The sequence below is a fragment of the Bradyrhizobium zhengyangense genome (genome assembly GCF_022012435.1).
Lineage (GTDB): Bacteria > Pseudomonadota > Alphaproteobacteria > Rhizobiales > Xanthobacteraceae > Bradyrhizobium > Bradyrhizobium zhengyangense.
In genome coordinates, this window is the sequence record NZ_JAKLUA010000010.1 from 80,034 (window position 1) to 94,875 (window position 14,842).

The window sequence follows — 14,842 nt, forward strand, 5'->3', positions numbered from 1 at the left end:
TGCTCGTGCCGCTAACGCTCATTCCAAAACTCCACTGTCACTGCGAACGCACGTTCTGCGTGCAATGCGCATGCCAGAAGCGAGAGCGCTTGCAATCAAGGGGTTATCATGAATTCCGGGCAACAGATCTTTCACGCCGGCAAATCCGTCCCGGCAGAAGCTGCCGACCTGCAGACACATGGCCCACTCGAATTCGCGCCTGCTATTTCGCCGCGGGCTATTCGCACTTTGTGGGCATTGCCGCCTCGCGCCCGATGCAACATGATGGGTCCGCCGGTGACGACTGTTCTTGTGGCAGGTGGAGGTCATCTGATGGACGAAAACGATATCCGCGGGCTCATTGCGGAAGTGAAGCAGGGCACGCTGTCTCGACGCTCGTTCATCCAGAGCTTGGCCACGGTCGGGATCACGGCGCCAATTGCGAGCCAGATCCTGCTCTGGAACGACGTGGCGATGGCTAACGCCACACTGGCCTACAAGCCGACGAAAGCCGGCGGCGGCGGTCCGCTCAGGATGCTGGTCTGGCAGGCCCCCACCTTGCTCAATCCGCATTTCGCGCTCGGCACCAAGGACCAGGTCGCCTCACGAATCTTCTTCGAGCCCCTCGCCGGCTGGGACAAGGAAGGCAATCTCATCCCGTGTCTTGCCGCCGAGACCCCGACCAAGGCGAATGGCGGCCTCTCTGCTGACGGCACCACCGTGATCTGGAAGCTGAAGCAGGGCGTGAGATGGCATGACGGCAAGCCCTTCACCGCCGACGACGTCGTCTTCACCTGGACCTATGCCGCCGATCTCGCGACGGCCGCCTACACCACGGGCTCTTACAAGGACATCCTTGTCGAGAAGATCGACGACCACACCGTCAAGGTCACCTTCAAGGCACCGACCCCGTTCTGGGCCGACCCCTTCGTCGGCGCGGTCGGCCAGATCCTGCCGAAACATCATTTCGGCGACTATGCCGGTGCGAAATCGCGCGACGCGCCGGGCAATCTGAAGCCGGTCGGCACCGGTCCCTACAAATTCGTCGAGTTCAAGCCAGGCGATTTGCTCCGGGCCGAACGCAATCCCGACTATCACGTCAAGAACCAGCCTTTTTTCGACACGTTCGAGATCAAGGGCGGCGGAGACGCGGTCTCCGCGGCGCGCGCCGTGCTGCAGACCGGCGAATACGACTACGCCTGGAATTTGCTGGTCGAGGACGAGATCCTCAAGCGCATGGAGACGGGTGGCAAAGGCAGGGTCGAGTACACGACCGCCGGCGGCATCGAGTTCATCATCCTCAACACCACGGACCCCTGGACCGAGGTCGACGGCGAACGATCCAACGCCAGGACGAAACACCCGACGCTGTCCGATCCGGCCGTGCGCCGGGCCCTCAACCTGCTGATCGATCGCGAGGGAATCCAGAAATTCATCTACGGCCGCGCCGCGATCGCCACGGCGAGCTTTGTCAACCAGCCCCCGCAATTCAAATCAGGCAAGCTGAAATACGAGTTCAACATCGACAAGGCGAACAAGATTCTCGATGAGGCCGGCTGGAAGATGGGCGCCGACGGCATCCGCGCGAAGGATGGCAAGCAGCTGAAATACGTCTTCCAGACCTCGATCAACGCACCGCGCCAGAAGACGCAAGCCATCATCAAGCAGGCTTGCCAGAAGGCCGGGATAGAGATCGAGCTCAAATCGGTCACCGCGTCGGTGTTCTTCTCATCGGACGCCGGCAATCCCGACACCTACACGAAATTCTATTGCGACATGGAGATGTACAATGCGACGCAACCGCAGCCCGATCCGGAGCGATTCCTGAACCAATGTGTCTCTTGGGAGATCGCCAACAAGGACAACAAATGGCTCGGCCGCAACGTCTCGCGCTGGTCCGATCTGGACGCTGACAAGGCCTACAAGGCCGCGCAGAACGAGCTCGACCCGGTCAAGCGCGCCGCGCTGCTGATCAAGGTCGACGAGATCTTCTGCGAGGCCAACATCTTCCTGCCGTTGCTCTCGCGCTACATCGTCGGCGGCGCCGTCAATGGCCTGATGACAGATATCTCGGGATGGGACGTCACGACGTGGAATATTGCGAGCTGGTATCGGAGCTGACGGCACGCGGCTGCGAACCCGGCTCTCTCAAAGCGCCGGGTCGCATGCCGTATTTGCGCATGATGGCCTTGCTCAGGGCACTTTCGGATGCGTAGCCGACTTCATGGGCGATCTTCGCGATCGGGTCTAATGTGCCGGCAAGGCGCTTGCGTGCGACCGCCAGTCTGAGATCGGACAAGAACGTCATCGGCGCCGCGGCTGCGCGCTTCTGAAAGGCGCGCACCAGCGTCGCACGCGAGGCGATGGCAACCTCAGCCATCTCGTCGAGCGTCCAGTCGCGGGCGAGATCGCCAAGGATCGCCAACACGACCCGGGCCGTGGTGCGGTCCTGCAAAAGCGAAAGCGTGCCGTTGCCTGAAGCCTGCCCGGTCAGGTGGTCACGAAGCATCATGACGAACAGCGCCCTCGCGAGATCGGCCGCGACCATCTCTGAGCCTGCCCGCCCCGCATCCAGTTCTTCGCGGATGTCGAGCAACAGTCGCCGAAACCTCTCCAGCAGCGGCTCCCCGGCCGTGCGCAAGATAATCTCGTCGGGAAGAGCCGCGATCAGCGGATTCTCATCCGAGGTTTCGAACAGGAAGCGGCCGCAGAGCAGCTCGGTATCGACCGCAGCATCGACCGTGGCGCGCTGACGCACGCCATTGCGGATTTCGGTCGACACCCGCCCTACAGCGCCCTTCACCTCGCTCCGCACCAGATGACTGTCACCGTGAGGCAGCAGGAGAATGTCGCCGGCCTCCAGCCTTTGCGGACCCAAGCCCGGCCTCTCGACCACGCAGGCGCCACGCGTCACCATATGGAATTGCGCCCATCCCCTGCCGTTCGCCGCGTGGGGTGACGCCCAGCTGCCGCCGAACCGGCAGGAATCCTCGATCACCGGGCGGATCCTGAACAGCGGCACCATGGCATTCAACAGTTCGGCTGCTTCAGCCTCCGACATCAGCACTCCTTGATCCGCCCAGACATGAGCCCGAGCCGCCCGGCCATATCCGTGAGCGGCACGCGCCTACACATTCGAGGCAACAACACCGATGGAGGTTAACATGGCAATGCTCGAGTGGAACACCTATCGCCGGCAGCTTGTCGCCGGCGTCGGCGAGATCGGAAAGCTCTCGCCGGAAACGGTCAAAGGCTACGCGACGCTGAGCGGCGCCGGCGCCAAGACCGCCCATCTCGACGCTAAGACGCGCGAGCTGATCGCGCTCGCCGTCGCCATCAGCCTGCGCTGCGACGGCTGTATCACTGTCCATGCCGCCGAAGCCAAGAAGCACGGCGCGACCGAAAGCGAGTTGGCCGAAGCGCTTGGAACCGCCATCTCGGTCAACGCCGGCGCGGCTCTGGTCTATTCGACCCGCGCGCACGAGGCGTTCAAGGAAGCTTGAACAGCGCAAAATGAGGGAGCGCGCCAGGCTCACTCCTTCTAACACAACCTAACAAGCAATCTTCACAGCGTGCGGTAAACGTCGCGGAATGGACGCGATCGGAATTTCCAAAAAGCACGACGACCGATGGGAGATCGTATGACGTTCAAGACGCCAATCGAAATGTTGTCACGGCCTGCGAATATGTCGCGCCGCGGCTTCGTAGGAGGACTGTCGGCAGGCATTTTGGGCGTGGCCGCGACCGAGGCGGCCGATGCCGAATCGCTGGCGGATGTCCCCGATCGCGGGCCCGGAGCCGAGCTCGGCACACACAGCGAACGATCCCGCTTCGTCAAGATTGATCGCATCCCGGAGGCCTCGCCAGGCAAGCGCAATATCGATCCCAGCGACGCCATCAATTCCAAGACGCCGCATCAGAAGCTGGTCGGCAACATCACGCCGACCGATCTGCATTACGAACGCAGCCATTCCGGCGTGCCCGATATCGATCCCGCACAGCACCGGCTGCTGATCCACGGCATGGTGCAAAAGCCGCTGGTGTTCAGCGTCGACGATCTCAAGCGGATGCCGTCGATCTCGCGTGTTGTCTTCATCGAATGCACCGGAAACGGCTGGGAAAACTGGAAGAAGGCCGACCCTGAGCTGACGGTGCAGAACACGCATGGCCTCGTCAGCACCAATGAATGGACCGGCGTACCGCTCAAATTCCTGATCGACCTCGTCGCCAAGGACAAGGGCTCGACCTGGATGCTGGCCGAGGGCGGCGACGGCGCCGGCGTCGACCGCAGCATTCCTCTCACCGACGAGATCGTGAACGAGGCCTTCGTCGCCTACGGCCAGAACGGCGAGCCGCTGCGGCCCGCGCACGGTTTTCCGATGCGGCTGGTGATGCCGGGCTTCGAGGGCAACCTCAACATCAAATGGCTGCGCCGGCTCAAATTCGGCAACGCGCCATGGATGACGCGCTGGGAGACGGCGCGCTACACGCAGTTGCTCGCCGACGGCAAGGCACGGCAATTCCAGCTGCGGATGGACACCAACTCCGTCATCACCCAGCCCTCGGGCATGATGCAGATCCAACCAGGATACGTCAGGATCTCCGGCCTTGCCTGGAGCGGCCATGGTAAGATCGCAAAGGTCGAGATCTCGACCGACGGTGCCAAGACCTGGAAGCAGGCGCAGTTGAGCCTGCCGGTGCTTCCCAAGGCGCAGGTTCGCTTCCAGATGGATTGGGTGTGGGACGGCAAGCCGACCACGATCGTCAGCCGCTCCACCGACGACCAAGGCAATGTCCAGCCGGACCGGAAATCCTTCATCGCCGCGATGGGGACGAATGCGCTGTTTCACTACAATGCCCAGCAGAGCTGGAGCATCGACGAGGCCGGGAGGGTCCGCAATGTCCTCGCATAGCAAGGTGCTTCTCGCCGGCCTCATCACCGCAGGCCTTCTCGCGGCGCCCGCGCTGGCCTTCGATTTCGGTCGTCCGGCAACGCCTGACGAGATCAAGCTGTGGGACATCGACGTCGGTCCCGATGGCAAGGGCCTGCCTGCTGGCAGCGGCACCGCAACGCAGGGTAAGCAGATTTTTGCCGACAATTGCGCGGCCTGTCATGGCGAGAACGGCCAGGGCGGCATCAAGGATCGTCTTGTCGGCGGACAGGGCACGCTCGCCTCCAACATGCCGGTCAAGACCGTCGGCAGCTTCTGGCCCTATGCGACGACGCTGTTCGATTACATCCATCGCGCCATGCCGTATCCGACGCCGGGCTCGCTCAGCACCGATGAGACCTACGCCGTCACCGCCTACATTCTGAGCTTGAACGGCATCGTTCCGGCAGACGGCAAGGTCGACAAGGACTCCTTGCCGAAAATCAGGATGCCCAATCGCGACGGTTTCGTTCCGGATCCGGAATTCGACCCGGCGAAGCTGTTTCACAAGAAGTGAGCGCGTGAGCGTGAAGCTGTCGACATTGATAGGTATCGTCGCGCTGATTGCAGCGACATCTTTATGGGAGACGCAAGCCATGGCCGCGGACGGACTCATCTCCATCAAGAGCAATTTTGGACCTGAAGACACGATGAAGCGGCTCGAGGCCGAGGTGAAGGCCAGGGGCCTCACCGTGTTCGCTCACATCGATCACGCCGCGGGTGCGGCCGCCGTCGACCTGACGCTGCGACCGACCGATCTGCTCATCTTCGGCAATGCCAAGGGCGGCACGCCCTTGATGCAACAAGCGCAGACTGCCGGCATCGACTTGCCGCTGAAGGCCCTGGTCTGGCAGGACGAACAGGGCGCGACCTGGCTGTCCTACAACGATCCGGCGTTCCTCGCACAACGTCACGGCGCCGGCGAGCCGGCCACGCCCGTCGTCGCGGCGCTGACCGGCGCGTTGCATGCGATCGCGACCAAGGCCACTGCGCCATAGTGTGAGGAGGAATCCATGACCAGCACCGACCATCAACCGGCCGTCGCGCCGTCGGGCTCTGAAGGCGGCAAATTTGCCAGATGGGCCATCATTGCAGTGCTGAGCGCACTACTCCTTGCAGCCGGCACTCTCGGCTATCTCGGCTGGACCAGCACGGATACCAGGGTTCCGGAAGCAGGTTATGTCGCACTGGCGCTCGGCGCCGTGTTCTCGCTCATCGTCGGCGCCGGCCTGATGGCGCTGGTGTTCTACAGCAGCCGCCAGGGCTATGACGAGCCGGTAGTGCTGATCTCGGAGCCAGAGAGCGATCCGGAAAACGGACGCGACGCGCAGCGCTGACGAGGCGCATCGACACATGATTGCGGCGCGGAACTGGGCTGCGCTGCCGCCTCTTGGATTTTCGCCAGATCACAGGCTAGGTCAGGCTCGATCCGGAATGCTGGGAAGGCCTCGGTGTCAATCGAGGCCTTTTTCCGTGACCGGGCGTGTCCCGCTGTAATCGTTAGACATGAAGCTGTACGACAACAGAGCCTGGTTCCTGGTGCTTCCTGCGCTGGTCATCGTGACCTTCGTCGGAATCGTGCCTCTGATCGCCGTCACCAATTACTCCTTCCAGGACCTGTTCAGCCTGAACAATCCGTATTGGGTCGGCGTCGACTGGTACCGGAACATCGTGACCTCGGAACGATTCTACGCAAGCCTCGGACGCAGCTTCCTGTTCTCGGCGATCGTGCTATCGATTCAGCTTCCACTCGGCATCTGGATCGCGCTGCTGCTGCAGCGTTCCAATCAGTTTATCGTCAGCACCGTCCTCGTTCTGATCACCGTGCCGCTGGTGGTGCCCTGGAACATGATCCCGGTGATCTGGCTCAACTTGATCAATCCCAATGCGGGTCTCGCCGGCAAAATGCTGGCGTGGCTGGGCGTCGGCTTCGATTACAAGTTCAACGCCTTGCACACCTGGATCGTGCTCGTCGTGATGGACACATGGCACTGGCTGGGGCTGGTCGTCGTGCTGGCCTATGCCGGCATCTCCAGCATTCCGCCGGCCTACTACCAGGCCGCCGCCATCGACGCCGCCTCGCAATGGCAGGTGTTTCGCTTCATTCAGCTTCCGAAGATGAAGACCGTGCTGTCGATGGCCGTGCTGCTTCGCTTCATGGACAGCTTCATGATCTATATCGAGGCGTTCCGCATCAATGCAGGCGGCCCTGACAGCGCCACCGCATTTCTCAGCCTCGACCTCGGCGAGGAGATCCTGTCCTTCAACTACGGACCATCAGCGGCCCGCTCGATCGTCTACTTCCTGATCGTGCTGACGGTCGCATGGACCTTCAAGGCGGCGACGAGCGCGCCAGCGCCCGCGGTGCCGCCGACCCAGGAGCTCGCCACGTGAGGGCGCCGTCGTCGTGGGGGCGGATCGCCCTGTTTGCCGTGATCGGCGCCTTCATTCTTGTGCCGCTGGCGCAGACGATCATCACCAGCTTCGTCTCGACGCTGCCGAGAGCCGGGATCGCGGAGGGGCATTTCAGCCTCGTCAACTACCAGAACATCCTGCATTCGGCCGCTCTGAAGGACTCGATCGTCAACTCCATCATCTATGTCGTGCTGAATGTCGCGCTGTGTCTCGGCGTCGGACTGCCGGCCGCCTATGGGTTCGCGCGCTACGGCTTCGCCGGCGATCGCCAGCTGTTCTTCCTGCTGCTGGTGTTCCGGATCACGCCGACCGTCGTGCTGTCGCTGCCGATCTTCGTCCTGTTCGCTCAGATTGGCCTTGCAAATACACCGGTCGGCATCGCGCTGGTCCATTGCGTCTTCAACATACCGATCTCGATCTGGATCCTGGAAGGCTTTATCTCGGCAGTGCCGCGCGAGTTCGACGAGACGGCGTTTCTGGATGGCCATTCGCTGCCAAGCTTCTTCTTTCGCCATCTCATTCCGGCGATTGCGCCCGGCATCGGCGTCGCCGCGTTCTTTTGCTTCGTCTTCTCCTGGGTGGAGGTGGTGCTGGCCCGCATCCTGACCACGACCGGCGGCAAGCCGATCACCATGGCCATCAACGGCCTGTTCGGTTTTCGAACCGATTTCGGGCTCGTTATGGCCATGACGGTGCTCGCTGTCCTGCCGGGAATCGCGATGATTTATTTTGTGCGCAATCACCTTGCGAAGGGTTTTGTGATCCGGACTTGACGTCGTGGACTTGTTCGTGGGGGCTTGGTCAGCACCAACATCTAACCAATTGAAAAAGCTGAATTCTCTCGCCGGCTCATCACGGACGCTTTTATTCTCCCTTAGGTTGCGAGATCGCCCGCAGGAGACCTCTGTTGCATACCGGTGTGCTCGAATGCGCATCGCTTTGCGTCGTCGGGTCGGCCGTCCGTTGACGAGATTGAGGCAAATGATACGATTTAACGGTGCCCGGCCTTGTCGATCGAACCGGGCGCTGGAATGAAGGCGTGAGGGGCCAGCCCTGTCGTGCCAGACGTCGCATGTGCGTTCTGCCCGTCATGCGTCCCGCACGCGGAAAAAGAAACGGTAACGGCGCGTATCGGGGCGGCCTATTGGAGGGTGAGGCAAAGTACCGGGGGAGCCCCGCTTCGGCTCGGACTTGAGCTCGCGCTTGGGCTCGGCGGCGGCATGGTCTACCGACATGAACCTTTCATCGTTTATGGGTACCGGCTGGGCCCACGGTCCGCAGGTTCTTTGCGACGAAGAAGGGATTCTGCTGTGCCGTACCTCCCGCGAACGCATTGACGGTGAACGGCAGGTTGTGCTGGCCGTCGTTCCGGCCGCCGAGCATCCAAGCCCGCAAAGCCTCGACCGGCTGGCTCACGAATTTGCACTGAAGGACGAACTGGACAGTGCCTGGGCGGCGAAGCCGCTCGAGCTGCTGCAGGATCACGGCCGCACCATTCTCGTCCTCGAGGATTCCGGCGGCGAGCCACTGACCTGGCTGACCGACGCCCCCATGGAGACGGGCAGTTTCCTGCGCCTCGCGGTCCAGATCGCCGCCGCGCTCGGCAAGGTCCATCAACAGGGACTGGTGCACAAGGATATCAAACCGGCAAATATCCTGGTGAGCCGCAGCAACGGCAGCGTGCACCTCACCGGCTTCGGCTTCGCAACCCGCCGCCCACGCGAACGGCTGTCCGCGGCCGCGCAAGAGCAGATCGCCGGTACGTTCGCCTACATGTCCCCCGAGCAGACCGGGCGGATGAATCGCTCGATCGACTCCCGAAGCGATCTCTACTCGCTCGGCATCACGCTCTATCAGATGGTCACCGGCTCGTTGCCATTCGTCGCTGGTGATCCGATGGAATGGGTGCATTGTCACGTTGCAAGAGAGCCGGAAGCCCCGGCCAAGCGATGCGGCGACGTCCCCCGTGCGGTGTCCAGGCTGATCATGAAACTGCTCTCCAAGATGGCCGAGGAGCGCTACCAGACCGCAGGCGGCGCCGAGAGGGACCTGCAACGTTGCCTTTCCGAATGGGAGCTTAGGCATCGCATCGAAGACTTCCCGCTGGGCGAGCACGACACGCCCGATCGGCTCCTCGTTCCCGAGAAGCTGTACGGACGAACGGCCGAGCGCGAGATGCTGTTCGCCTCGTTCGAGCGCATCGTCAGAAGCGGCGCGCCCGAGCTTGCGCTGGTCTCCGGATATTCCGGCATCGGCAAATCCTCCGTCGTCAACGAGCTGCACAAGGTGCTGGTGCCTTCGCACGGCTTGTTTGCGTCAGGCAAATTCGACCAGCACAAACGCGACATCCCCTACGCCACGCTTGCCAAGGCATTCCAGGGCCTCGTCCGACCCCTTCTCGGCAAACGCGAAGCCGAGCTAAGCGAGTGGCGCCAAGCCCTGCAAGACGCGCTAGGTCCAAACGGACAGCTCGTCGTGGATCTGGTCCCGGAGCTGAAAGCCGTCGTCGGTGAACAGCCGCCTGTCCCGGAGCTGTCGCTCCAGCACGCGCAAAGCCGCTTTCACCGCGTACTCGAGCAGTTCATCGGCGTGTTTGCGCGGGCCGAACATCCCCTGGTGCTGTTCCTCGATGATTTGCAATGGCTCGATATGGCGACGTTCGAGCTGCTCGAGGACATCCTGACCCGGTCAGAGCTGAAGCACCTGATGCTGATCGGCGCTTACCGCGACAACGAGGTGGATTCCGCTCATCCGGTCATGCGCATGCGCGAGGCGATCAAGGCGCGCGGTCGACAGGTGGTGGAGATCACGCTCGCGCCTCTCGGCCGCAGGCATCTCGGCCAGTTGCTTGCCGATACGCTACGTTGCGAGCCCAGACAAGCAGCGCCATTGATCCAGCTCGTGCACGAGAAGACCGCAGGCAATCCGTTTTTCGCCATCCAGTTCATGTTCTCGCTGGTCGACGAAGGCCTGCTTGCCTTCGACCATGATGCGATCAGCTGGTCCTGGGATCTCGAGCGCATTCACGCCAAGCGATACACCGACAATGTCGTCGACCTCATGCTGGGGAAGCTCACCCGGTTGCCCCTGCCGACACGCACGGCTCTGCAGCAGATGGCCTGCCTCGGAAATGTCGCCGAGGTGCCAGTGCTTTCGGTCGTGCTCGGCACCTCCGAAGATCAGGTCAACGAAGATCTGTGGCCCGCCGTTCGCCAGGAATTCGTAGAGCCGCAAGCTGGCACCTACCGCTTCGTCCACGACCGGTTTCAGGAGGCAGCCTATGCGCTGATTCCGGAGCAGGAACGGGCTGCGGCGCATCTGCGCATCGGCCGCTTGTTCGCAGCGAGAGCCGCGCCTGATACCGTCGAGGACGACGTCTTCGAGATCGTCAGCCAGCTCAACCGCGGCACGGCCTTGATTACCGCACCCGACGAGCGCGTCAGGCTGGCGGAGCTCAATCTGCTGGCTGGTCGCCGCGCCAAGGCCGCGACGGCCTTCACCATGGCGCACGCTCACTTCGCGGCTGGCGAGGCCATGCTACCCCGGGATCGCTGGGAGCAACATTACACGCTCAGTTTCGCGCTGGCCCTCCAGCGCGCCGAATGCGAATTCCTCGCAGGCGACCACGCGGCTGCGAACTTGCGTCTCGCAGAACTGGCTGAGCGGGCCGCCACCCTGCCCGATCTCGCGGCAGTCACCCGGCTGCGGATGGAGCCAAGCGATCGCGACGTCGAGACCGCGCTCGACTATCTGCGACGCGTCGGTATCGACTGGTCCGCGCACCCAACGCCGGATGAAGTCCAGCGAGAATATCACCGGATGTGGCAGGCGATCGGTGACCGTCCGATCGAGGCCCTGCTCGATCTGCCGCAGATGGCCGATCCGGTCGCGCGCGGAACCATGGATGTCCTTACGGTGCTGGTTTCGCCAGCCTGGTACATCGACGAGGGCCTGCGTCGCCTGATCATCGGACGCATGGCCAATCTCAGCCTGCAATACGGCAACTCCGACGCGTCGTGCCTCGCCTATATCGTGCTCGGCACAGTGCTCGGCCCCGACTTCGACGACTACGCTGCCGGCTATCGTTTTGCCAGGCTCGGCCTCGATCTGGTCGAGACGCGCGGACTGGACCGGTTCAAGGCCCGCGTCTATCTCGGCTTCGGCAGCTGGACGCGAGATGTGAGGACAGGCCGCCCGTGGCTGAAGCGCGCCTTTGACGCCGCGCAGCAAGTCGGCGACGTGAACTATGCGAGCTTCACCCGTCATCACTTCCTGACGCACCTTCTCGCCTGCGGCGATCCCCTTGCCGAAGTGCAACAGGAGGCCGAAGCGGGGCTCGATTTCGCACGCCGGGCGCGTGTCGACCTTGCGGCGGATCGAATTATTGGGCAGTTGCAACTCATCCGGTCGCTGCGCGGCCTCACCACGAAATTCGGCAGCTTCGACGATGCCGCCTTCAACGAGGCGCAGTTCGAACGTCGTCTCGAGACGGAGCCGTACCTGGAGCAGGCCGGATTCTGGTACTGGACCCGCAAGCTGCAGGCACGTGTGCTTGCCAACGATCCCGCCGCCATCGCCGCCGCAGCAAAGGCCGACAAGCTCTTGTGGACATCGAAAGCACTGTTCGATCGGATTGACTTCCACTTCTATGCGGCCTTGGCCGAAGGCGCGTGTTGCGAGGTCGCCGCCCCGGGCGATCGAGCCCGGCATCTCGACGCACTGATCCGCCACCACCGCGAGCTTCAGCAATTGGCCGAGATCAGCCCGGAAGACTTCACCGACCGCGCCGCTCTCATCTCGGCTGAAATCGCGCGCATCGAAGATCGCGAGCTCGATGCGATGCGATTCTACGATCGGGCGATCGCCGCTGCGCACGCAAACGGCTTTCCTCAGAATGAGGCCATCGCAAATGAGCTCGCCGGGCGCTTCTATACGACGCGCGGCTTCGACAAGATCGCCAATGCTTATCTGCGCGACGCCCACTACGGATTCATTCGCTGGGGAGCCGAGCCGAAGGTCAGGCAGCTCGAACACCTCTATCCTCGGCTCCACGTCGCCGAAGATACCGGCTCCGGAAGCCGGCTGACCATTCAGCATATGGACGTCACCACCGTGGTGAAGGCGTCTCAGGCCGTCTCAAGTGAAATCGAGCTGCCGAAGCTGATCGAGACGCTGATGAAGATCGTGCTGCAAAACGCCGGCGCCGATCGCGGCCTGCTGATCTTGTCGCGGCACGACGACTTCCGCATCGAGGCGGAGGGCCAATCCAGGGGCGACGAGTTCACGGTCGCGATGCGTCAAACCTCGCTCTCGACACCGGATTGTCCGGAGGCCTTGTTGCGCTACGTCATTCGCGCGCAAAAGCCTCTCATCGTCGACGACGCGACGCGGCCCGATCCGCTCTACGGTGACGACTATGTGCGTCGCCGACATCCAAGATCCATGCTTTGCCTGCCACTGCTGAAACAAGCCAAGCTCATCGGCTTGCTGTATCTGGAAAATACGCTGACGACGCACGCCTTCACGCCGGATCGTGTGGCGGTGCTGGACCTGCTCGCGGCCCAAGCGGCGATTTCGCTGGAGAACACGCTGCTCTACCGCGACCTTCAGGAGCGCGAGGCACGCATCCGCCGGCTCGTCGATTCCAACATTATCGGCATCCTGTTCTGGGACGGCAGCGGCGACATCAGCTACGCCAACGATGCCTTCCTGAGCATGACCGGATATTCCAGGCAGGACCTGGTCTCGAACGCCATCCGCTGGAACGATATGACCCCGGCGGAATATCGCGACGAAGACGCGCAGCGGGTCGAGCAGCTCAGGACATCGGGGCAGACCGCCTCGCGGGAAAAGGAGTTCATCAGGAAAGACGGCAGCCGCGTGCCTGTTCTCATCGGGTCCGCCTCGCTGGCCGGGTCGTCCGATCAATGCGTCTCGTTCGTGCTCGACCTCACGGCGCGAAAGCAGGCCGAGGAAAAATACCGCCTGCTGATGGAGCAGGCGCACGACGCGATCCTGGTTCTTGACCAAAGCGGCCGCGTGATTGAGGCTAACCGCACGGCTGGTGTGATGCTGGGGCGGGCTCGGGAGCAGATCATCGGCCTGCCGTTCCGATCCATCCTCGTTCCGGCTGACGCAGCCGAGGTTGCCAGCCTGCTGGCGCCGAATTCGACCGGCCTGCTGCAACTTCGCCTGCACGGCCCCGACGACAAGGGCCTCGATGTCGAAATGTCTGCCGCTCACGTCTCGACGGGCGGCCAGGAGCTGATCATCGTGATCGGACGCGACATCAGCCAGCGTCTGCGCCTCGAGCAGCAGCTGCGCCAGGCGCAGAAGATGGACGCGGTCGGCCAGCTCACTGGTGGTGTCGCCCATGACTTCAACAACATCCTGACTGTTATCACCGGAACCATCCAGATCCTGATTGACGGGCTTGCGGATCAGCCTGACCTCGTCGCCATTGCACATATGATCGACGACGCCGCCACCCGCGGCGCCGATCTGACGATGCAGCTCCTCGCATTCGCGCGAAGGCAGCCACTGCAACCCCGCAACGTCGACGTCAACAATCTCATTGTCGATACCGCAAAGCTGCTACGGCCAACGCTGGGCGAGCACATCGAGGTCGGCTCCACGCTGCAAACGGATTGCTGGCAGGCGTTGATCGACCCGGGCCAGCTCTCGACCGCCCTGATCAACCTCGCCGTCAACGCCCGCGATGCAATGATAGGCGGAGGCAAGATCTCCTTTGGCAGCGCTAATGCCAGCTTTGGCCCGGACAATTCGGGCCCCGACGACACTATCGGCGACTTTGTCCTCGTCACGGTGAGCGATACCGGCACGGGCATTCCCAAGGCTATCCGGGACAAGATCTTCGAGCCCTTCTTCACGACCAAGGAGCTTGGCAAGGGAACGGGCCTCGGCTTGAGCATGGTGTATGGCTTCATCAAGCAGTCAGGCGGACATATTAGAATCGACACCGAAGAAAGGCTGGGAACGACCTTCAGCCTGTACCTGCCCCGCTCGACGCAGGCCGCAGCCTCCGCGAGCGTGATGACGAAAGGCGAGCTGCAACGCGGCAGTGAAACCATCCTTCTGGTCGAGGACGACGAGCTGGTCCGCAACTACGTCGAAGCGCAGCTGAAGAGCTTCGGCTATCGCACGATCGCGGCCGCTAACGGCCCGGAGGCCCTCGCGCTCGTCGACCAAGGCACGGCCTTCGATCTGCTTTTCACCGATGTCGTCATGCCCGGCGGGATGAACGGCCGCGAACTTGCCGATGCCGTGATCCAGCGGCGCCCTGGCGTGCCCGTGCTCTATATGTCGGGCTATCCGGAAGCCGCCATGATGCATGACGGTCGACTCGACCCGGATATCACCCTGCTGAGCAAGCCGTACCGGCCCGCAGATCTGGCGCATGCCATTCGCCAGGTCCTCGACTCGCGAGGACGTCCCGGCCCTACACGTTGAATACCACAGCGATCGACAACTCCTCCGCTCGCACCTACCCAAGCTTT

The 14,842-nt window shown here is 62.6% G+C and carries 10 protein-coding genes; 9 read left to right on the forward strand and 1 reads right to left on the reverse strand.

The features are described from left to right. Positions 1-312 precede the first annotated feature (312 nt). Positions 313-2,100, forward strand: coding sequence for a peptide ABC transporter substrate-binding protein (locus L6637_RS27000; RefSeq protein ID WP_237872463.1), 1,788 nt, complete (start codon positions 313-315; stop codon positions 2,098-2,100). On the opposite strand, the gene L6637_RS27005 is transcribed toward L6637_RS27000, so the two are convergent. After that, a complete protein-coding gene (locus L6637_RS27005) occupies positions 2,063-3,040 on the reverse strand; it encodes an AraC family transcriptional regulator (protein ID WP_237872465.1) in 978 nt (325 codons plus the stop codon). The genes L6637_RS27000 and L6637_RS27005 overlap by 38 nt on opposite strands. Positions 3,041-3,143: 103 nt before the next feature. On the opposite strand from L6637_RS27005, the gene L6637_RS27010 reads away from it, so the two are divergent. The 8 genes from L6637_RS27010 to L6637_RS27045 all read left to right on the forward strand — a co-directional run bounded on the left by L6637_RS27010 (position 3,144) and on the right by L6637_RS27045 (position 14,795). After that, the gene (locus tag L6637_RS27010; RefSeq protein WP_237872467.1) at positions 3,144-3,482 is read left to right on the forward strand and encodes a carboxymuconolactone decarboxylase family protein; all 339 of its coding nucleotides are present in this window, start codon (positions 3,144-3,146) and stop codon (positions 3,480-3,482) included. A 138-nt stretch (positions 3,483-3,620) separates the two neighbouring features. Then, complete coding sequence (soxC, locus tag L6637_RS27015) at positions 3,621-4,892, forward strand: sulfite dehydrogenase (protein WP_237862791.1); 1,272 nt, start codon at positions 3,621-3,623, stop codon at positions 4,890-4,892. Then, positions 4,879-5,427: a c-type cytochrome gene (locus L6637_RS27020; protein ID WP_237872469.1), complete on the forward strand. Its 549-nt coding sequence runs from the start codon at positions 4,879-4,881 to the stop codon at positions 5,425-5,427. The genes soxC and L6637_RS27020 overlap by 14 nt, the downstream gene beginning before the upstream one ends. Positions 5,428-5,506: 79 nt before the next feature. Beyond that, entirely contained in the window at positions 5,507-5,908 is a 402-nt protein-coding gene (locus tag L6637_RS27025) for a DUF302 domain-containing protein (RefSeq protein WP_249798219.1), read from the forward strand. A 15-nt stretch (positions 5,909-5,923) separates the two neighbouring features. Continuing rightward, entirely contained in the window at positions 5,924-6,247 is a 324-nt protein-coding gene (locus L6637_RS27030; RefSeq protein WP_237872471.1) for a hypothetical protein, read from the forward strand. A gap of 169 nt (positions 6,248-6,416) precedes the next feature. After that, positions 6,417-7,304, forward strand: a complete 888-nt coding sequence (locus tag L6637_RS27035; protein WP_237872473.1) for a carbohydrate ABC transporter permease — start codon at positions 6,417-6,419, stop codon at positions 7,302-7,304. Then, on the forward strand, positions 7,301-8,098 hold the full coding sequence (locus L6637_RS27040; RefSeq protein ID WP_237872475.1) for a carbohydrate ABC transporter permease: 798 nt from the start codon (positions 7,301-7,303) through the stop codon (positions 8,096-8,098). The genes L6637_RS27035 and L6637_RS27040 overlap by 4 nt, the downstream gene beginning before the upstream one ends. A 460-nt stretch (positions 8,099-8,558) precedes the next feature. Next, positions 8,559-14,795, forward strand: a complete 6,237-nt coding sequence (locus L6637_RS27045; RefSeq protein WP_237872477.1) for an AAA family ATPase — start codon at positions 8,559-8,561, stop codon at positions 14,793-14,795. The last annotated feature ends 47 nt before the right edge of the window (positions 14,796-14,842 follow it).